Origin of the sequence: Rhizobium sp. AN73, assembly GCF_030757975.1 — a bacterium.
Taxonomy (GTDB): Bacteria; Pseudomonadota; Alphaproteobacteria; order Rhizobiales; family Rhizobiaceae; genus Agrobacterium; species Agrobacterium arsenijevicii.
Map to the genome: position 1 here is coordinate 1,545,383 of NZ_JARWME010000002.1, position 20,057 is coordinate 1,565,439.

The window sequence follows — 20,057 nt, forward strand, 5'->3', positions numbered from 1 at the left end:
TGCAAATATAGCCTTTTGGCCACACGCCGCTTGTCTGGGGCAAGGTAAGACGCTAGCAATCTCAACTCGTGTAAAAAGCTTAAAATACCCGGAGATTCCAGGATGAAAAATAATAAAGCCGGTTTGCTGGCGCTGATCGTGCTGGGCATTGCGACCCTGCTCATGATCTTTTTCGTCCTGCCAAGAATTTCCAATGACGGCAAACCGATCGGCGACGCCATCAATGAAGCGGGCAACGCCGTGAAGAACAGCGTTGAAATGGGCGGCGACAAGGCCGGAGACATTCTCTCCGACGCTGCCGAAGAGACGGCCAATATTGCCGACAAGGTGGGGCGCCTCGCGGCCTCCGCAACCCAGTCGATCAAGGATCTGACCACGCTTTTCGCCGACAGCAAGGTTCCCTCCGACGCCGATTTCGCGACCGCTCGCAAGAATGTCGAAGCATCGCTGAAAGAACTGACCAATATCGAAATCCCTGAAACGCTGGACGAAACGACGTCGCGGCTCATCACCACGGCGCGCACTGCGGCCGAACGCACCAGCGTTTTCCTGCGCGGACTGCCCGATAGCGCCGCCGCTGCGGCAGCACAGGTTCGTCGTCTGGCTGGCGTCTTCACGGGCACCGATGATGGTGCAGCCGAACCGGCAAAGCCTGCTGCCGATGCTGCCCAGACCAATTCCGGCGCGCCGACCTTCGACGTGCTTCGCGTCGAGCCAGATGGCTCGGCTGTAATCGCAGGCAAGGCACAGCCCGGCTCCAAGCTGGAAATTCTCAGCAATGGCAAGGTGATCGCCCAGACGACCATCGATGGCTCGGGCGATTTCGCCGCCGTTTTCGACAATCCACTGCCGCCCGGCGACCATGAGCTGGTGCTGCGCTCGACCGACACTGCCGGCAAGGCGACGCAATCCGAAGAAGTGGCAACCGTTTCCGTGCCCAACGGCAAGGCGGGCGAACTGCTGGCAATGGTTTCCAAGCCCGGCGAGGCAAGCCGCGTGCTGGCCATGCCGGAGGCCGCACCTTCCGCACTTCAGCCCCCGCAAGCCGCGCAACCGGAACAGCCTGCAGCCGCAACCGCCAACAACGCGCCTGCGCCTGCCGCCGGCACTACGGCTCCCGTCGCTGCGCCTTTGACGGCGACCGTTCAGGTCACCGCCGTCGAATTCGAGGGATCGAAGATTTTCGTTGCGGGTTCCGCGCCTGCCGCCTCGACCGTGCGTGCGCTGGTCGATGACAAGGAAATCGGCAAAAGCACCACGGAAGCCTCCGGCCATTTCGTCATCGAGGGCAATGTCGATCTTTCCGTCGGCAGCCATATCATCACCGTCGAGGAACTGAACGCCGATGGCACGGCGAAGGTGCGCGTGCGCGTTCCTTTCGAGCGCCCGCAGACTGATCAGGCAACCGTCGCCATGCAGGCACCAACCGTCACGCCCTCCGCTGCCACAACCACCGCGCCCACCGAGAACCAGAGCACGGCAAGCGACCGCGCGACTTTTGAAAAGCTGCGCACGGATGTCGCGAAGGCATTCGGCATTCTTTCCAATCTCTACAAGGATCAGGCCACGCCGGCGCTCGATCAGGCCATTGCCGGCCGCTCTGCGGTGGTGATCGGCCTCAAGTCGCTCTCCGAGTTCCGCACCGCCGCCGGCACCGAGCCGTCTTTCACCGCCTTTGCAGGCGACATCGCCGCCAAGGCGCGTCAGCTGCTGACATCGGTCGAAGCATGGCCGAACGACGTTGCCGGGATCGGCAAGGGCATCGCCACGCTGGCAAGCCGCCTTGCCGACCTCCACATCATCGCGCCTCCCGCACCCGCGCCGCAGGCACCTGCCGGTCCGCAGACATTCGAGCAGCAGCCGCTTGCCGAGAGCCAGAACAGCGTCATCATCCGCCGCGGCGATACGCTGTGGCAGATTTCCCGCCGCGTTTACGGACAGGGCGTGCGTTACACCACGATCTACCTCGCCAACGAGGATCAGATCAAAAATCCTGATCTCATCGAGCCCGGCCAGATTTTCGGCGTGCCGGAAAAGGCCCTGCCGAATGCGGAAGAACTTCACCGCAAGCGTCTGAAGAGCGGTTCCTGATCGTTCAAGACGTTGCGCTGAAGCCGCAACAACCCTACCTGTGACAAGCACGGCGGCTTATCAAAGCCGCCGCCCTGCTGTCGGCTTCCGGCAGTGACCGGAGCGAATGATGGCCACCAAGAAAAAAACCATTTCGGCGGATTCCAGTAATCCCACGCAGACCCTGATCAATCTCTGGCCATATATGTGGCCGGAAGGTCGGCTTGACCTGAAGATGCGGGTGATCTGGGCGACGGTGTTCCTCATCGTCGCCAAGCTGGTACTGATCCTCGTCCCCTATTTCTTCAAATGGGCAACGGATGCGCTGAACGGCAAGCTGGACATGGTCGGGCTGGTTCCGGCCTTCCTGCTCGGCGCAGTCGCCCTTGTTATCGCCTATAATCTGACGCGACTGATCCAGGTCGGCCTCAACCAGCTGCGCGATTCGCTTTTCGCCAGCGTCGGCCAGCATGCGGTGCGCCAGCTCGCCTACCGAACCTTCGTGCACATGCACCGGCTTTCGCTGCGCTTCCATCTGGAACGCAAGACTGGCGGGCTTTCGCGGGTTATCGAGCGCGGCACCAAGGGCATCGAAACCATTGTCCGCTTCACCATCCTCAACACCGCGCCGACATTCATCGAGTTCCTGCTGACGGCGATTATCTTCTGGGCGTCCTACGGATTTTCCTACGTGCTGGTTACGGTTATTACCGTCTGGGCCTATATCTGGTTCACCGTCCGGGCCAGCAACTGGCGTATCGGCATTCGCCGCGCCATGAACGACAGCGACACCGACGCCAACACCAAGGCGATCGACTCGCTGTTGAATTTCGAAACGGTCAAATATTTCGGCAACGAAGAGATGGAGGCCAAACGCTTCGACGTCGCCATGGAGCGTTACGAAAAATCAGCGATCTCGATCTGGACATCGCTCGGCTGGCTGAACTTCGGCCAGGGCGTGATCTTCGGCATCGGCTCCACTGTCATGATGGTGATGTCGGCGCTTGCCGTGCAGCGCGGCGAACAGACCATCGGCGATTTCGTGTTCGTCAATGCGCTTCTGCTGCAGCTTTCGGTGCCGCTGAACTTCATCGGATTCGTTTATCGCGAAATCCGCCAGGGATTGACCGATATCGAACAGATGTTCGAGCTTCTCGAGGTCGAGGCCGAGGTTACCGACAAGGCGGATGCGAAACCGCTTGCCGCCGGACCGGGCGCCATCTCCTTCCGCGACGTGCATTTCGCCTATGATCCCGAAAGACCTATTTTGAAGGGTGTTTCCTTCGATGTGCCGGCGGGCAAGACCGTGGCGATCGTCGGCCCTTCGGGTGCGGGCAAATCCACGATCTCGCGCCTGCTCTATCGTTTTTACGATATTCAGGAAGGCGCCGTCACCATCGACGGACAGGACATACGCGACGTGACGCAGCAGAGCCTGCGCTCCGTCATCGGCATGGTCCCGCAGGATACGGTGCTGTTCAATGACACGCTCGCCTACAACATCCGTTACGGCCGCCCTTCGGCAACGAATGACGAAGTCACGGCGGCGGCGGATGCGGCGCAGATCAGCGCCTTCATCGGCAAGCTGCCGGATGGTTACGCCACCATGGTCGGTGAGCGGGGCCTGAAACTTTCCGGCGGTGAAAAGCAGCGCGTGGCGATTGCCAGAACCATTCTGAAGGCGCCGCCGATCCTCATTCTCGACGAGGCGACGTCGGCGCTCGATACCCACACCGAACAGGAAATCCAGAGCGCGCTTGATATCGTTTCGAAAAACCGCACGACGCTGGTCATCGCCCACCGCCTCTCCACCGTCATCAGTGCCGATGAAATCATCGTGCTGAAGGAAGGTTTGATCGCCGAGCGTGGAACACACGCCTCACTGATGGCGCAGAACGGGCTTTATGCCTCGATGTGGAGCCGCCAGCGCGAAGCGATCCGGGCAGAGGAAATGTTGCGCCATGTACGCGAAACCGACGATCTGGGCGTAGTAGACCGCGGCGAACCCGCGCATTGACGGGCATAAACCCCTGACAACAGGGGCTGCACACCAACCGGACCATTGCCGGGCGGGAAGTTTGGCTGTAACCAGCTAGGCGAACTTTGTCGCATGCCCGTATGGATCATGTCGTATCACGACAATATACAGACGTGACAGGCGAAAACCGGAGCAAGGAAACTTATGAATCTGTTCGACACCATTCGCAACACCATCGTACCGATCCACAAGGAAGGCTACGTCTTCGTGGCCGCCTTCTTCGTCGCATCGTTGGTGCTCGGCTGGATCTCCGAACCGCTGTTCTGGGTCGGTCTCGTTCTGACGGCCTGGTGCGCCTACTTCTTCCGCGATCCCGAGCGCGTGACGCCGCAGGATGACGACCTGATCATCAGCCCTGCCGACGGCAAGGTTTCCGCCGTCCAGACCGTCGTTCCGCCGCTGGAGCTGGAACTCGGCAAGGAGCCGATGGTACGCATCTCGGTGTTCATGAACGTGTTCAATTGCCATGTGAACCGCGCGCCCGTGCGTGGCCGCATCGTCAATGTCGCCTACCGCCCCGGCCTCTTCCTCAACGCGGAAGTGGACAAGGCCTCCGAAGACAATGAGCGCAATGGCCTCGTGATCGAGACATCGCATGGCAAGGTCGGCGTGGTGCAGATTGCCGGCATGGTCGCCCGCCGCATCGTCTGCTGGGTCAAGCCGAATGAACCTGTTGATGCCGGCGAGCGTTTCGGTCTTATCCGCTTCGGTTCGCGCCTCGACATCTTTCTTCCCGAAGGTTTTGAGCCGCGCGTTTCGGTGGGCCAGACGGCAATTGCCGGTGAAACCGTGCTTGCCGAATTCGGCTCCGCCAAGGGCCCGGTCGTCAGCCGCCGCGGCTGACGGAAACAGGAAGGGCATGCGCATGGAAACGCCGATTTCGGAGCCGCAACAGAACGGAAAACCTGAGGGCCGCAACGATAGCGGCCGTGGGCCGCGTCTGAGGGAAATCCCCTTTCGCCTCGTGGTTCCCAATCTCATCACCGTTCTGGCCATTTGTGCGGGCCTGAGCGGCGTGCGCCTTGCCATCGAAGGCCGCTTCGAGCTGGCCGTTGGCATGGTGCTGCTCGCCGCCTTCCTCGACGGCATCGACGGGCGCATCGCCCGCATGATGAAGGCGACCTCCAAATTCGGCGAACAGATGGACAGTCTGGCCGACATCGTCAATTTCGGTGTCGCCCCTGCCCTCGTCGTCTATATCTATCTGCTCGATCAGGTCCGCTCGATCGGCTGGATCGCCGCGCTCATCTATGTCATTGCCGCCGGCCTGCGCCTGGCGCGCTTCAACGTCATGATCGAGCGGCCGGTGAAAGCGCCGTGGCAGAACGAATTTTTCGTCGGCGTTCCGGCCCCGATGGGCGCCATGCTGGTGCTTCTGCCTGTTTATCTCGGTTTCCTCGGCGTCGAGCCGGGCAAGCCCTTCGCCTATGTTGCTGCGGCCTACACCGTGCTGATCGGTTATCTTCTCATCAGCCGCCTGCCGGTCTGGTCGGGAAAATCCGGCACCAGCCGCATCCGTCGCGATCTGGTGCTGCCGATGATCCTCGTCGTTGTGCTTTACGTGGCGATGCTGATGAGCTTCACCTGGGAAGTACTGGTTCTGACCGTTGCCGCCTATCTCCTCTTCATTCCCCTCAGCGCCCGCCTGTGGCACCGCCGTTACGGCACGCTGACCATCGAAGAAGACGCGCATGGCGATGCGGATGGCGGCGACGGCCTCGATCGCGGTATTTAAAACCGCAGGTTTATTTTTCTCGCGCAAGCCGGCTTTGGGATGTGGCACAAAATGTCGCAGCCCCGAAAAGTCGGCTTCGTTTTTTTCGCCTCGAATCCGTCAAGATTTCCCTCGAAAGAGGTCGCTCACACGCTTCGCACAGGCGATTGGCGTGAATTGTGGAGAGAGAAAAATGACGAACGAGACGAAGGCACAGCCGCAGGCGAAGCCCGACCTCAACAGCCACTACCGCCCGCTCGGACTGAAGGCCGTCGCGGCCGCAGCCCTGATGCAGAAGCGCAAGCCTGCCGCCAAAACCGTCTGAACACATTTGCTCCTTCCGACTTGAACGGAAAGAGCAAAGCGCTGCAACACCTTGTTTTTGCACAATAGTACCGCCTGAGACAAGACTGTTTCATTCAGGGACAGCTTCCGGTTTTTACTATCGCCGGCGAAGTAGTTGCTGGTCTTGCTGCTCACCAACATCTTGCCGAAAAAATTTCCGGCAATCGCGCGGCGCCATCATCGGCGCCGTAGCTTTTATAAGTCACAACTTCAAAAATCATACAAAAGATACGACATTTCATAAATCCTGACATTTTCCGTAACCAAGTTGCAACGAAACAGGCGTACAACGCTCCACTTCTGCGGTTTGGCTGTACGGATAGTTTCGTATAGACTACTGAACATCAAAGAGTTTTCTACTTTCGCGATTCTTCCCGCAACAATGCGCAAGCTCGATTTTCGCATCCGTAGACATACGGTGACGGAGAGTCCGGTGTTTCGGGAAAAACGTCGAGACGGGCCATTGGGGGGCTTGGGACGGCATGCAGGACAAAATCCTTCTGATTGAAGATTCCGTTGCTCTTTCCATACTGCTGAAAACGCGGCTCTCGGAGGAAACGCAGGCTGAGGTCATTCATTGTGACAGCATGGCGCAGGCCGATATCCTGTTGCAGGCCCATGATTTCACACTGGCGCTGACCGGGCTCAATCTGCCCGATGCGCCGAAGGGCGAAATTCTCGCACTTCTTTCCGAACGCAAGGTACCGGCTATCGTCTTCACCGCCACGGTGGACGAGGAGGCGCGCAAGCGCTACGCCGAGAAGAAAATCATCGACTACATCGTCAAGGACGGTCATCGCACCGTCGATGCGGTGGTCAAGACGGTCGACCGGATTTTGACCAACAGGCAGTTTTCCGTCCTGGTGGTCGATGATGCGCGCACCGCGCGTTCCGGTCTCGTGGAAATTCTGGAACGGCAGAATTTCAAGGTCAGCGAAGCCCATTCGGGCAATCGGGCGCTGGAAATCCTGTCGCAGGACCCGTCGATCCAGCTTGTCATCACCGATTATCATATGCCCGACATGGATGGTTACGAGCTGACGCGCCGCATCTGCGACAGCCGCTCATCCGAAAATCTGCGGGTCATCGGCATATCGTCCTCCACGGATCGGCTGCTTTCGGCAAGCTTCCTGAAGGCCGGGGCGTCGGATTTCGTCTACCGCCCCTTCGTGCCGGAAGAATTGCAGTGCCGCATCGACAACAATATTGAAACGCTGAAACAGCTCAAACGGCTGCGGGAACTGGCAGAGCGTGACCATCTGACCGGATTGCCGAACCGCCGCTCCTTCTTCGAGCGCACGCGGGCGCTGATGCAGGTCATCAATGACGATGCCGAGAACGGCGCGGTTGCCATTCTCGACATCGACCATTTCAAGAAGATCAACGACACGCTGGGACACGATGCAGGCGACAGGGCTCTGAAAAAGCTCGCCGAGCTTTTGCATGAAATGTGTCATGAGGCGCGCCACATTCCTGCACGCCTCGGCGGCGAGGAATTCGCCGTGTTCCTGCGCGGGCTGGATGCCCATGCCGCCTCCCAGTTCTGCGAAAAGCTGCGCGAACGCGTGGAAAAGGACGGCCGCCATTTGAGCGGCAGCAGTCTCGGCCTGACGATTTCGCTCGGCGTCGTGGAAATCGAAAAGGGCGAACCCTTCGACAACCAGCTCAATGCCGCAGACCAGCTGCTCTATCTCGCCAAGGCGAATGGCCGCAATCGCGTCTATTCCGACATCATGATTCAGGAAGGCCTGCTGAAAATGGGCCGGAACGGCTGATATTTTTCACCCGAGGCAGGCCCAACCGGCACGTTAAAACAATGACATCTGGCCGTCATCCTTGGGCGGTCTGATCTTTGCCAGCGGCGCACTTTCCGGCACCGGCTCAATCAGGTCCGCGCCGACATTTGCGACCTTGTTGACCTTGTCCGAGACCGGGATCATCTCGAAAAAATCGTCCTGAACCGGCCGCATCAGGTCGGCCACCTCGCGTGGCTCCTGCGTCTTGCAATCCAGCCAGCGGCTGAAATCCTCCGGCGCGATCACCACCGGCATCCGGTCGTGGATGCGGCCGATCGCGGCATTGGCGGCGGTGGTGAGGATGGCGCCGGTATCGACCTCGGACCCGTCGGCAGAGGACCACGTCTCCATAAGGCCGGCAAAAGCGACGATGCCGCCGTTTTTCGGGCGGATAAAATAGGGCTGGGGCTTGCCGCCCTCCTCCTTCGGCGGCCGTCGCCATTCGTAAAAGCCGGTTGCCGGTATCAGCACGCGGCGATGGCGCATCGCCGCCCGGAACGATGCCTTGCCGATGGCCGTTTCCGAACGCGCATTGATGAGCAGCGGAAAATCCTTCGGATCCTTGACCCAGCCGGGCAGAAAACCCCAGCGCACCAGCATGGCCCGTCGGTTGGGCAGGTTACTGCCGCGCTCCTGCCGTTCGCCCTCAAGCACGATCAGGATAGGCTGCGTGGGCGCGATGTTGAAACGGGCGGGAAAATCCTCAAGACCGATCAGGTCGAGATAATCAGCGATCTCTTCCGGCGTGGCTTTCAGCACGAAACGTCCGCACATGTTTGTCTCCTCAGGCGCGGGGGCCGAATAGAATGATGGCCGTGCCCGCAAGGCAGACGGCACCGCCGGCGATATCCCATTTATCCGGCACATGCCCTTCCACGCCCCAGAGCCAGAGAAGCGATGCGGCAATGTAAATTCCGCCATAGGCGGCATATGCCCTGCCCGCCGTCTCGGTCGGCACCAGCGTCAAAGCCCAGGCAAAAGCGGCGAGCGCCAGCATGCCCGGCAGCAATATCCAGCCCGTCTTGTCGAGTTTCAGCCAGGCCCAGAAGGAAAAGCAACCGGCGATTTCCGCGACAGCGGCCAATGCATAGATAAGATAGACCTTCATTCCACCGTCTTCTGCGTGCACAATCGAACCGATTCCCGAATACAGCATCGGTGTTCCCGGACCAATATAGACAGGCCCAAGACGGCTGAAACAAGCGAAACCATTCATGACCCTTCGTATAAAGCCCCGCCCCGCCTCTTCCGCCATCGTCAGGAATGGAGACAGGCTGCTTCTCGTGCGCCGCATCAACCCGCCGTCGAAAGACATGTTCGCCTTTCCGGGCGGGCGCGGCGAAGAGGGAGAAACGCCAGCCGAGACGGCGTTGCGTGAACTTCACGAGGAAACCGGTATCCTCGCACGCAAACCGCAATTGTTCGCGACCTACGACCTGCCGTCGCGTGATGCGGAAGGCGCGCTGACGAGCCACTATTTCCTCTCCGTTTTTACCGTGGAAACGGATGCGGACCCGGCAGTGACGGCGGCCGACGACGCGGCGGATGCGGGCTGGTACACATTGGCGGAAATCCGCCGGCTGCCGGCGCCGGAAAGCGTGGTCGAATGCGCCGAGCGTCTGCTTGCATGATTGCCAGCCAGCCAGAATCGCTATTATCTAAGGTCTATCCGCCCGCCGGGTGTTCACGAGTATGTGTGGGGCAGAATAGAATTTTGATACGGCCAACCATTTTCCTGTCTCTTTTCCTCACCATGCTGGTTCCTGCCGGGCAAGAAGGCGTTGCCTATGCGCAGCCTTCCAAGGCCGTTTCCAATGAGGTTCGCCCGGCGGAAGCACAACCGCCCAAACCCGCACCCTATGACGACAGGCTGGCACGGCTGTCGGAAATATTGGGCGCGGTGCAATATCTGAGAACGCTGTGCCCTTCCTCCGGACCGGAGGACTGGCGCAAATCGATGAGTGATCTTCTGGCTGCCGATACGGCCAACGAACCCGAAAGGCGCCAGCGCATGACGGCTGCATTCAACCGTGGATATCGTTCCTTTGCGGCTATCCACACCAGTTGCACACGCGCCGCCGTCATGGCAGAAGAGGGCTACCGTAACGAAGGGGCAACACTTGCTCAAGAAATAGCGTCAAGGTTCGGAAATTAGCGGATTGTTAACCTCTTTTCGCCGCAGCCCGTGCCGTTTTGATAAAAGGCTGCTAGTGTTGTTAACAGGGTGGTAAGGACTTGCCCGCCCTGTCGAGGATGAAAAATGCAGACGAGCCGTAACGAAATCGACGATATGATCGTGCATGAAAAGATGCAGGTCGCTCTGGAACACCAGAACGAGGCATGGGCTGACGGCATGGCCGACGGCATCGAGCCGGAGATCATCGCCGACGCCGCAATCGCTCTGGCCATGCGCGAAACCATCCGTATGCACGGCGAAGCCGGTGCTGAAGCAATGCTGGAATCGCTGCGCCAGCGCATGCTTGAAGGCGAATTTTCTCCGCAGCGGGTGATACAGTAAAGTCGGGGTCTATCATGTCTTGCCTGAGCAAGGGGCTTTTGCGCTCTTCCGCCATGCTGTCCATCCTGCTTGCCCTGACCGCCGGGTCTATTGGCTTGCCCAGCCGTGCCTTTGCACTTTCCGAGCTGAAACCGGCGCAAAATACCGAAAGCGAGCCGCAAGCCCAAAATGGCGAGCAGCCGCAGCGGCCCCAGACTCCCGAGCCCGACGAGATCGAAGGTGATTCGGACGGCATTCCCCTGCCCGACCCTCTCGTCGACCGTTCTGCCGGTCAATCGACCCAGCAGCCCGCCAAGCCGGACAATACGCCTGAGATGTCCGTCGTGATCGAGCATGACGTCTCCAAGGCGCCGGAAGCCGTGCGCAAGCTTCGCCAGCAGCTCATCGACGCTGCCTCTTCGGGCGATATCGAAAAAATGCGGCCGTTCATCACCGCCAGCGACAAGCAGTTCCGTATCGACGGCACTGACAGCGACGACCCGATTGCGGCGCTGAAAAGCTATTCCGGCGATCCCGATGGTCTTGAAGTGCTGGCGATCATCATCGACCTGCTTTCGACGGGTTATGCCCATATCGACGCCGGCACGCCGGATGAAGCCTATGTTTTCCCCTATTTCGCCGGAAAGCCGCTCAATACGCTGACCGCGCCCGAGAAGGTGGAGCTGCTGCGCATCATCACGGCAGGCGATCTGGCCGACATGCAGGAATATGGCAATTACAGCTTTTACCGCATCGGCATTTCGCCCGATGGCAAGTGGAAGTTCTTCACCGCCGGCGATTGATCGCATCGTGGTGCTTGCCGTTCTTTTGCAAAAATCCTAACTGTGCGGAATGAGCAATTCAGCAGAGCCGCGTTGCGGTTCCGCACCAGGAATTGCGCGAAACAGAAAAAGAGCATTTCCGCAGATTGCCTCGGGCAGCCCTCAGCAATTGTGGCCGGAGACGCTCTCGATGAACCGAACGGTGACGCCATGCCTTCCGCCTTTCTTGCCGACCGCCGCCTGATCAGAGTTTCCGGCACGGGTGCCGAAGAGTTTCTGAACAATCTGATCACGGCCGATGTTGAAAACCTGCCGCAAGGCGAGGCGCGTGCTTCGGCACTTCTGACGCCGCAGGGCAAGATCCTGTTTGATTTCCTGATTGCGCGCGACGGCACGGATTACCTGATTGAAACGGGTGCCGCCGAACAGGATGCGCTGCTACGCCGCCTGACCATGTACAAGCTGCGTGCGCCTGTCGATCTCAAACTCGAACCAACGGAAGGCATCAGCGTTTTCTGGAACGAGGGCATGCCGGAGGCAGGCACGAAGGATGGCCGTTTTGCCAAGGCCGGTATCGATCTTTACCGTGTTCCGGGTGCTTCAACCTCAGGCGACATAGCGGCCTATGACGCCCTGCGCATCGACCACGGAATTGCCGAATCCGGCCGGGATTACGCGCTTCAGGACGCTTTTCCCCATGACGTGCTGATGGATGTGAATGACGGTGTCTCCTTCAAGAAGGGCTGCTTTGTCGGTCAGGAAGTCGTCTCGCGCATGAAACATCGCGGCACGGCAAGACGGCGCGTTGTGACCGTTTCCGCCGAAAGCGCGCTTCCCGCCACGGGAACTGATATCACCGCCAATGGAAAGCCCGTCGGCACGCTTGGAACCGTTTGCGGCAACAGGGCGCTTGCCATCGTGCGGATCGACCGCATTGCCGATGCGCTTGCATCCGGTACGCCGCTGCTTGCGGAGACCGTCACTGTCACCGTGGCCTTGCCGGTCTGGAGCGGCCTCTCCTTCCCGGCGGTTGATCCCGCAGCTCAGGCGGAGGAATAAGAGTGGCGCCCGCTAAAAGCCCGCGCGCCTGGCAGCGCATGCTTTCCGGACGGCGGCTCGACCTGCTCGACCCCTCGCCGCTAGACGTGGAAATTGCCGATATCGCCCATGGCCTTGCCCGCGTCGCCCGCTGGAACGGTCAGACGCGTGGCGACCATGCCTTTTCCGTCGCCCAGCACAGCCTTATCGTGGAAAACATCTTCTGCCGCATGTGCACGAATGCGACGCCCGACGACATGCAGATGGCGCTTTTGCACGACGCACCCGAATATGTCATCGGCGACATGATCTCGCCGTTCAAATCCGTGGTCGGCGGCGGTTACAAGACCGTGGAGAAGAGGCTGGAAGCCGCCGTGCATTTGCGCTTCGGCCTGCCGCCGCATGCCTCGCGAGAGTTGAAGGACCGCATCAAGAAGGCCGATACGGTTGCCGCCTTTTTCGAGGCGACGGAGCTTGCCGGCTTTTCCATCACTGAAGCCCAGAAATTCTTTGGCCTGCCGCGCGGCATCACCCGCGATATGTTCGATATTATTCCGCTCCCCTCCACCGAGGCGCAGAAGCGGTTCGTCGAACGCTTCGAGGCGATCGAGACGATGCGTGTGGTCAAAACCGGCAAAGCGGCTGGAGGGGCAAAATGACCGCTATCGTTGTCTCGCCACTGTCGCGGATCGCGGAAATGGCCGTGAAACACAAGGCCCGCGAAATGGTGACGCTGATCGCCAAGGAGCAGACCTTTCACCGCCCGGCGGTGATTGCCGCCGACCGCCACCTGACGCTTGCCATGAACGACATTGCCTTCAAGGGCACTGGTGATCTCATTGCGCCTGATGATGCGCATGTGCTGCGGCTGATCGAGTTCGCCCGCGAATGGGACCAGTCCGCGCCGCTTCTCATCCATTGCTGGATGGGCGTGTCGCGCTCGCCCGCCGCCGCCGTCATCGCCGCACTTAGCCTTTATCCTGATCAGGACGACATGGCGCTTGCTCTCAGCCTGCGCGCTGTCTCGCCCTATGCCACCCCCAATACCCGCATCATCGCAATCGGCGACCGGTTGCTCGGGCGCGATGGCAGGCTGGTGGCGGCAATCAAGAAGATCGGCCGGGGGGCGGATACGGATGGCAACGTGCCCTTCGTGCTGCCGCTCGGCAACTGATACCGCCTTTTGGCGGAACCCTGCGGCGTCCGGTCGTTACCAAAGCTGAACAGCAATAAGAATCACGGGATAATTCATGGAACAACAGGCAACGGACATCATCGTCGCATCGCAGGCTGCGGTACGGCAGGCGAGCACGCTGGCGGTGCAATATTCCTTTTCGATCATCGGCGCGCTTGTGCTGTTGATCATCGGCTGGCTGGCCGCGACTTTCCTGCAACGCTGGGCTTTTCAGGGACTGTCGCGCATCCGCGGCTTCGATGCGACGCTTGCCGGTTTCTTCGCAGGCGCCATCCGTTATGTGGTGCTTATTCTGGTGCTGGTCATGGTGCTCGGCCAGTTCGGCGTGCAGACGGCCTCCATTCTTGCCGCACTCGGCGCCGCCGGTCTCGCCATCGGCCTTGCGTTGCAGGGCACGTTGCAGAACATCGCCGCCGGCATCATGCTTCTTGTACTGCGCCCCTTCCGGGTCGGTGAGTATATCGAGACCGGTGCCGTCAGCGGCACGGTGATCGAAATTGGCCTGTTTGCGACCGAGCTTAAAACCAGCGACGGGCTTTACCGCCTTGCCCCCAATTCCACCCTGTGGAACGTGCCGATCACCAATTACAGCCGCTTCCCTTCACGCCGCCACGAATTGAGCCTGACGGTGACGAATGACGAGGATCTGGCTTCAGCGCAGGATATGCTGATGCGCGTGGTGCGCTCGGAGAGCCGGGTGCTGTTGGACCCCGCCCCCGTCACCTTCGTCGATTCGGTCACCGCCGACAGCGCCACCGTCAAATTGCGCTATTGGGCGCGCAGCGACAATTATTTCGCAACCACGCGTGACGTGACGAAGGCGATGAAGCTCGCTTTCGATGAGCGTAAAGCGGAATTGAACGCACAGACCGCTTGAGCTGAGCGGGCCCGAACCGCCCCCTTCCCATCCATTCTGCCCCATCTGAAAGCCGGCCCTCCAGCCGGCTTTCGTCATTTTTCGCGCAAGGGTGGCGACAGGCGCTCTTGCGTCTGGCGAAAGACGTGTTTATACGACCTATTCGTAATGTTATTACATTACTTAATTTTCGATTTTGGGACACACAAAGGGGCCAGAAAAATGCAAAAAACCATCACCCGCGTCACCGGCGCGCTTGCAATCGGTTCAATGCTGCTGATGACGACCGCGACACTGGCGGCCGGAAACGACAAGGCTTCCTCCGCGCATAGTCACGGCCATGACCACAGCCAGACCGAAGCCGAGAAACAGATCTACAAGGGTTATTTCGAGGACGCACAGGTGAAGCCGCGCACGCTTTCCGATTGGGAAGGCGACTGGCAGTCGGTCTACCCCTATCTGCTGAACGGCTCGCTCGACGCCGTCATGGCGGAAAAGGCGGCACACGGCGACAAGACCGCCGAAGAATACCGCGCCTATTATGCCATCGGCTACAAGACGGACGTCAACCGCATCACCATCAAAGACGGCAAGGTTTCGTTCTACCGCGAAGCCAAGCCCGTTGAAGCGACCTATGCCGACGATGGCTACGAAATCCTGACCTATAAAAAGGGTAACAGGGGCGTGAGATACATTTTCAAGAAAATCGGTGGCGACGAGGCAGCGCCGCAATTCATCCAGTTCAGCGACCACACCATCGAACCCACCAAGGCCGGCCATTACCACCTCTACTGGGGCAATGACCGCAAGGGGCTGCTCGACGAGGTGACCAATTGGCCGACCTATTATCCGTTCATGATGGACGGTCCTGAAATCGTGAAGGAAATGGCGGCGCATTAACAGCGCGGCTCGCCTTATAAAGATCGCCCTCACCCTGGAGGGAGGGCGATCCTTCTTGAATTCACTGCCCCATGGTCGAGCGATGCGCCCAGCCGGTCATGCGCTTTTCGAGCCAGGCCATGATTGCGTACATGACGATGCCTTCTACGGCGAGCATGAGCAGGCCGGCAAAGACCAACGGTACGTTGAACTGGCTCTGCGCCGAACTCATCATATTGCCGAGGCCGTAATTGGAAGCGACGGTTTCCGACACGACCGAGCCGACAAAGGCAAGTGTGATGGCGATTTTCAGCGAGCCGAAAAAATACGGCATGGAGCGCGGAATACCGACCTTCAGCATGATGTCCATCTTCTTCGCACCAAGTGCGCGCAGCACATCCTCCGTTTCCGGCTCGATGGTGGCAAGGCCGGTCGCGACGTTGACGACGATGGGAAAGAACGAGATCAGGAAGGCGGTCAGAACGGCGGGCACGGTGCCGATGCCAAACCAGATAACGAGGATAGGAACCAGCGCCACCTTCGGTATGGCGTTAAAACCGATCATCAGCGGATAAAGCCCGGCATAGATGGTTTTCGACCAGCCGATAAAGAGGCCCATGGCGAGGCCAGCGGCGACTGCGATGGCAAAACCAAGCGTCGTCGTATAAAGCGTCTGCAGCGAGTTCTTCCAGATCGGCGACCAATACTGCACGATGGCCTGCCCTACCCTTAACGGCGACGGCAGGATGGTCGGCGGCATTTTCAGCGCATAGACCAGCAACTCCCACAGCACGAACAGCGCCAGCGTATAAAGCCATGGCGCGGCTTTCACCCAGTTGACCCTGGCAATCAACGGCTTTGACGGCGCGGCCGCCATGTTGCTTTCCACGACCGCACTCATGCCGCCACCCTCGCCTGCGCTATCTCGCCATGCAGTTCCTGCACCATGTCATTGAAACCCTTGTCATACATGATATCGAGTTGGCGCGGCCGCGCGAAAGGCACGCGGTGTTCCGCGAGCACCCGGCCCGGCCTTGCGCTCATCACGAAAATCTTGTCGGCGAGAAAGGTCGCTTCGCGCAGATCATGCGTCACCAGAATGATGGTGACGCGCTGCGCCGTATGCAGATCGCGGATGACGCACCACAGTTCCTCACGGGTGAAGGCGTCGAGCGCGCCGAACGGTTCGTCCAACATCAGAAGGTCCGGCTCGTGGATCAATGCCCGGCAGAGATTGGCGCGCTGCTGCATGCCGCCGGAAAGCTGCCAGGGGAATTTCGATCCGAAGCCTTTGAGGCCGACGATTTCCAGCAGGCGTTCGGCTTTGGCGACATATTCGGCCTTATGCGCGCGCAATCGACGGCGATGCTTCTCGACGATCTCCAGCGGCAGCAGGATGTTTTCAAGCGTCGTGCGCCATGGCAGCATCGTCGGGTTTTGAAACGCCATCCCGACGATGGAAACCGGTTCCGTGACCTGCCGCCCGGCAACGATGACATTGCCTTTCTGTGGAATATGCAGCCCCGTCACCAGCTTCATCAGGGTCGACTTGCCGCAGCCGGACGGGCCGACGACGGCCGCGAATTCACCCTTGTCGACCGTCAGGTTGAGGCCGGATACGGCAAGCGTACCGGCCGCCCCGCCGTAACGCATGTCGACATTGTCTATTTCCACGAGATGTGACATCGCAGTCCCCATTTTTTCGGCGCGCGCAACCTCACCACGGTCAACGCCACACCTCTATTTCGTCATCCTCGGGCTTGCCCCCGAGGATCCGCTATTTCAGCCGCCTATGGATCCTCGCCTCAAGGGCGAGGATGACGTGGAGAAAGTCCGCCACTCAAAGCGCGCCAAACAGGTGCTGCCCCCAATCTCCATCAGGGAAGCATGCGCTCTTCCTTGGGCGGCAGATAAGCCGCGTCGAAGACCTGCTCCGCCTTGACGTTGCCCTTCAGGCCCATGGAAACTTTCAGCGTCTCGAGGGAAGCGGCCAGCCGGGCCGGATCGACGCCGCCCATGCCGTTTTCCACCACATAGGGCGTCTTGATGTTCATGCTGTTGGCCATGTTGAGGCGTTCGAGCTCAATGGCGCTATCGAGCGTCTCGTTGCGCTTGAGAACGGCCGCCACACCCTCTTCCGGGACCTTGACGGAATCGGCGAAGCCCTTGGCGAGCGCCTTGATGAATCCCTTGACCGCTTGCGGGTTTTTCTCAGCAAAATCAGTGTTTACCAGCACCGCATTGCCATAAAGATTCAAGCCATGCTCAGCCATCAGGATAGTCGCGATATCGTCGTCGGCGATGCCCTGTTTTTTCAGATTGAGGATTACCGAAAAGGCGAAACCGAAGACGCCGTCGACATCACCCTTGGCAAGCATCGGTTCACGCACCGGAAAGCCGATCGATTCGATCTTGATCTTGCTGTCATCGAGACCGGCAACCTGCTTGAAGGCCGGCCACTGTGCAAAAGCGCCATCCGGCGGCGGCGCGCCGAGTTTCTTGCCTTCCAGAGATTTCGGATCGCCGGTGATGCCGAGCGATTTACGACCGACGACGGCAAAAGTCGGGCGCTCATAGACCATATATACGGCCTTGATCTTCTGGCTCGGATCCTCATCGAGGAACTTCATCACCGAGTTGATGTCGCCGAAACCCATCTGGTAAGCGCCCGTCGCCACGCGCGGAATGGCTTCCACGGAGCCGTTGCCGCTGTCGATCGTCACGTCGAGGCCCTCGGCCTTGAAGTAACCCTTGTCGAGCGCCAGCAGGAAACCGGCGGCGGGGCCTTCGAATTTCCAGTCGAGCGTGAATTTCACCGGCGTTTCGGCATGGGCGCTCGTGGCAGGCAGCGAAATTCCGGCAGCGGCGCCGACAGCGGCAATGGCCAGAGCCTTGGACAACAACCTACGCGTTAATATCATCTATTCCCCCTGATGGTTATGTTTGGATTGGTTGCATAAGACCCAATTCCAGCCATCAAGGCAAGATAAAATTGCATACAAAATAGCCGTAATTCTGTATGCTCATTTTATAATCACCAATGATCGCCGAGAAGGCAAAAAGCCCGGTTTCTGCGCATGCCGCATGCAACGAAGCGACGGGAATATCGTTCACGCAGAGAACACAGCGTTCTCATTTGCCGGGGTTGCGGATCGGGTGCCGCGTGAGACAAATAGGGCAACGAACAGCAGGCGAAACGGCGGGACGGCAAGATGAATTCTGCACTGGGCATACACCACATCACGATGATCACCCGGAAGGTGCAGGCGAATGTCGATTTTTACGCCGGTTTCCTGGGCTTGAGGCTCGTCAAGCGCACTGCGGGCTTTGAAGATGCCATGCAGCTTCATCTGCTTTACGGCGACGGCAATGCCTCGCCCGGCACGCTTTTGACCTTTCTGGTCTGGGAAGACGGCGGTCAGGGCCGAGTCGGCTATGGCCAGACGCTGGAAGTCTCGCTGGCGATCGATCCCGCCAGCATCGGTTTCTGGCTGACGCGGGCGCTGAAATTCGGCATCCGCGCCGAGGGACCGTCCGACGAATTCGGCACCCCGGTCATCCGTCTGAAAGACCCAGATGGCCTGATTATCAAGCTGGTCGGCACCCACGCCTTTCCCGATGCCACGCCGCACAAAACGGATGATATCCCCGCAGAAGACGCCATTCGCCGCATCTATGGCGCGACGATGCTGAGTGAGGTGCCGGAAGAGACGGTAGCGTTTCTGGAAAAGCATTTCGGCTACCGGCAGGAAACCCAGACGGGCGCGATCCGCCGGCTCGTCTCAGAGAGCGGCGACATCATCGACGTGCGTGACGCCACCGGCTTCTGGTCCAGCGCGCCGGGCACAGGCACCGTCGATCACATTGCTTTCCGTGCAAAGGATCTGGAGGAATTGAACACGGTTCTCACCGGGTTGAAATCGCTCAATTCCAGCACGACGAATGCCCATGACCGGAAATATTTCCATTCGCTTTATGTCCGCGAACCGGGTGGCGTGCTGATCGAAATGGCGACCGACGCTCCGGGCATGACGGTTGACGAACCGCTGGAGGCACTCGGCGAAAACCTGTTCATTCCGCCGCTGTTCATGAAGGACGAGGCGGATGTGCGCGTCGCCCTGCCGCAATTCTCGATGCCGGGCGAAGAGCGCATCGTCTATCGCGACCTGCCCTTCGTGCATCGTTTTTATACGCCCGAAAAGCCTGACGGTAGCACCATCGTCCTGCTGCACGGTTCCGGTGGCAGTGAGACGAGCCTGATGCCGCTCGCCCACCGGGCGGCTCCGGGCGCTGTACTTCTCGGCGTTCGTGGCCGCAGTACGGAAGAAGACGTCGCCCGCTGGTTCCGGCGTTTTCCCGATTTCAGCTTCGACCAGAAGGATATCGTCGCGGAGGCGGAAGCCTTTGCCGCCTTCATGGACGGCGCCATCCGGTCTTATGGTCTCGATCGTTCGAAACTGCGCTTCATCGGCCATTCCAACGGCGCGAATTTCTATGCGGCCTTTGCGGCGCTTCACCCCGAATTTGCCGGCGACGCGCTGCTCTACCGCCCGATTCCGGTTCTCGATACATGGCCGGAAGCCGATCTTTCCAGCCGGAATTTCCTGCTGGTCCCCGGCGAGCGCGACAAATACCGCGACAGGGCGGCCGATGTGCAGGGCAGGCTTGCGGCGAGCGGCGCGCAGGCAGAGGTGCAAACGGTCGATGACGGGCATGATCTCGGACTTGCCGACATCGAAACGGCGCGGCGCTGGCTTGCGGCGTGAACATCTAAAGATACAGCGTCGCCTCTTTGTTTCTTCTCCCGCCGGGGAGAAGAAACAAACGGCAGCCTCCCGCCTTCATCA

Annotated in this window: 21 protein-coding genes; 16 read left to right on the forward strand and 5 right to left on the reverse strand. The window is 59.7% G+C overall.

The window, feature by feature from the left end; all coding sequences use genetic code 11:
* Window positions 1-102: 102 nt before the first annotated feature.
* The 6 genes from RBH10_RS17555 (at window position 103) to RBH10_RS17580 (ending at window position 7,942) form a co-directional block, all read left to right on the forward strand.
* The gene (locus RBH10_RS17555; protein WP_281036337.1) at window positions 103-2,091 is read left to right on the forward strand and encodes a LysM peptidoglycan-binding domain-containing protein; all 1,989 of its coding nucleotides are present in this window, start codon (window positions 103-105) and stop codon (window positions 2,089-2,091) included.
* Between the two features lie 109 nt (window positions 2,092-2,200).
* Entirely contained in the window at window positions 2,201-4,087 is a 1,887-nt protein-coding gene (locus RBH10_RS17560; protein WP_281036336.1) for an ABC transporter ATP-binding protein/permease, read from the forward strand.
* A gap of 165 nt (window positions 4,088-4,252) precedes the next feature.
* On the forward strand, window positions 4,253-4,951 hold the full coding sequence (locus RBH10_RS17565) for a phosphatidylserine decarboxylase (protein WP_281036335.1): 699 nt from the start codon (window positions 4,253-4,255) through the stop codon (window positions 4,949-4,951).
* Between the two features lie 22 nt (window positions 4,952-4,973).
* Complete coding sequence (gene pssA / locus RBH10_RS17570) at window positions 4,974-5,843, forward strand: CDP-diacylglycerol--serine O-phosphatidyltransferase (RefSeq protein WP_045022663.1); 870 nt, start codon at window positions 4,974-4,976, stop codon at window positions 5,841-5,843.
* Between the two features lie 172 nt (window positions 5,844-6,015).
* Window positions 6,016-6,147, forward strand: a complete 132-nt coding sequence (locus RBH10_RS17575; RefSeq protein WP_281036334.1) for a hypothetical protein — start codon at window positions 6,016-6,018, stop codon at window positions 6,145-6,147.
* A gap of 502 nt (window positions 6,148-6,649) precedes the next feature.
* Complete coding sequence (locus tag RBH10_RS17580; RefSeq protein WP_045022633.1) at window positions 6,650-7,942, forward strand: PleD family two-component system response regulator; 1,293 nt, start codon at window positions 6,650-6,652, stop codon at window positions 7,940-7,942.
* A gap of 33 nt (window positions 7,943-7,975) precedes the next feature.
* On the opposite strand, the gene RBH10_RS17585 is transcribed toward RBH10_RS17580, so the two are convergent.
* Window positions 7,976-8,737 (reverse strand): SOS response-associated peptidase, encoded by a 762-nt coding sequence (locus tag RBH10_RS17585; RefSeq protein WP_281036333.1) that lies wholly within the window; start codon window positions 8,735-8,737, stop codon window positions 7,976-7,978.
* A gap of 10 nt (window positions 8,738-8,747) precedes the next feature.
* Window positions 8,748-9,071 carry a YnfA family protein gene (locus tag RBH10_RS17590; protein ID WP_045022661.1) on the reverse strand — a complete coding sequence of 108 codons (324 nt, stop codon included), beginning with the start codon at window positions 9,069-9,071 and terminating at the stop codon, window positions 8,748-8,750.
* A 106-nt stretch (window positions 9,072-9,177) separates the two neighbouring features.
* Here RBH10_RS17590 and RBH10_RS17595 point away from each other — a divergent pair, with 106 nt between their 5' ends.
* The 9 genes from RBH10_RS17595 to RBH10_RS17635 all read left to right on the forward strand — a co-directional run bounded on the left by RBH10_RS17595 (window position 9,178) and on the right by RBH10_RS17635 (window position 15,231).
* Entirely contained in the window at window positions 9,178-9,594 is a 417-nt protein-coding gene (locus tag RBH10_RS17595; RefSeq protein WP_281036332.1) for an NUDIX hydrolase, read from the forward strand.
* A gap of 83 nt (window positions 9,595-9,677) precedes the next feature.
* Window positions 9,678-10,118, forward strand: a complete 441-nt coding sequence (locus tag RBH10_RS17600; RefSeq protein WP_045022627.1) for a TIGR02301 family protein — start codon at window positions 9,678-9,680, stop codon at window positions 10,116-10,118.
* Window positions 10,119-10,223: 105 nt separating this feature from the next.
* Window positions 10,224-10,481, forward strand: coding sequence for a hypothetical protein (locus tag RBH10_RS17605; protein ID WP_003496894.1), 258 nt, complete (start codon window positions 10,224-10,226; stop codon window positions 10,479-10,481).
* 14 nt (window positions 10,482-10,495) lie between these two features.
* Complete coding sequence (locus RBH10_RS17610) at window positions 10,496-11,263, forward strand: hypothetical protein (protein ID WP_045022622.1); 768 nt, start codon at window positions 10,496-10,498, stop codon at window positions 11,261-11,263.
* A gap of 189 nt (window positions 11,264-11,452) precedes the next feature.
* A complete protein-coding gene (locus RBH10_RS17615) occupies window positions 11,453-12,301 on the forward strand; it encodes a folate-binding protein YgfZ (RefSeq protein ID WP_281036331.1) in 849 nt (282 codons plus the stop codon).
* Window positions 12,302-12,303: 2 nt separating this feature from the next.
* Entirely contained in the window at window positions 12,304-12,939 is a 636-nt protein-coding gene (locus tag RBH10_RS17620; protein WP_281036330.1) for an HD family hydrolase, read from the forward strand.
* On the forward strand, window positions 12,936-13,454 hold the full coding sequence (locus tag RBH10_RS17625; RefSeq protein WP_281036329.1) for a tyrosine phosphatase family protein: 519 nt from the start codon (window positions 12,936-12,938) through the stop codon (window positions 13,452-13,454). Before RBH10_RS17620 ends, RBH10_RS17625 begins: the two co-directional genes overlap by 4 nt.
* A 76-nt stretch (window positions 13,455-13,530) precedes the next feature.
* The gene (locus RBH10_RS17630; RefSeq protein ID WP_281036328.1) at window positions 13,531-14,352 is read left to right on the forward strand and encodes a mechanosensitive ion channel family protein; all 822 of its coding nucleotides are present in this window, start codon (window positions 13,531-13,533) and stop codon (window positions 14,350-14,352) included.
* Window positions 14,353-14,553: 201 nt separating this feature from the next.
* On the forward strand, window positions 14,554-15,231 hold the full coding sequence (locus RBH10_RS17635) for a metal-binding protein ZinT (RefSeq protein ID WP_281036327.1): 678 nt from the start codon (window positions 14,554-14,556) through the stop codon (window positions 15,229-15,231).
* 61 nt (window positions 15,232-15,292) lie between these two features.
* Here RBH10_RS17635 and RBH10_RS17640 read toward each other — a convergent pair whose 3' ends face one another.
* From RBH10_RS17640 to RBH10_RS17650, 3 genes are all read right to left on the reverse strand, one after another.
* Complete coding sequence (locus tag RBH10_RS17640) at window positions 15,293-16,111, reverse strand: ABC transporter permease (RefSeq protein ID WP_281036326.1); 819 nt, start codon at window positions 16,109-16,111, stop codon at window positions 15,293-15,295.
* Window positions 16,108-16,896, reverse strand: a complete 789-nt coding sequence (locus RBH10_RS17645; RefSeq protein ID WP_003512279.1) for an ABC transporter ATP-binding protein — start codon at window positions 16,894-16,896, stop codon at window positions 16,108-16,110. The genes RBH10_RS17640 and RBH10_RS17645 overlap by 4 nt, the downstream gene beginning before the upstream one ends.
* A gap of 191 nt (window positions 16,897-17,087) precedes the next feature.
* A complete protein-coding gene (locus RBH10_RS17650) occupies window positions 17,088-18,131 on the reverse strand; it encodes an ABC transporter substrate-binding protein (protein WP_281036325.1) in 1,044 nt (347 codons plus the stop codon).
* 291 nt (window positions 18,132-18,422) lie between these two features.
* On the opposite strand from RBH10_RS17650, the gene RBH10_RS17655 reads away from it, so the two are divergent.
* Window positions 18,423-19,976, forward strand: coding sequence for a VOC family protein (locus RBH10_RS17655; RefSeq protein ID WP_281036324.1), 1,554 nt, complete (start codon window positions 18,423-18,425; stop codon window positions 19,974-19,976).
* Window positions 19,977-20,057 lie beyond the last annotated feature (81 nt).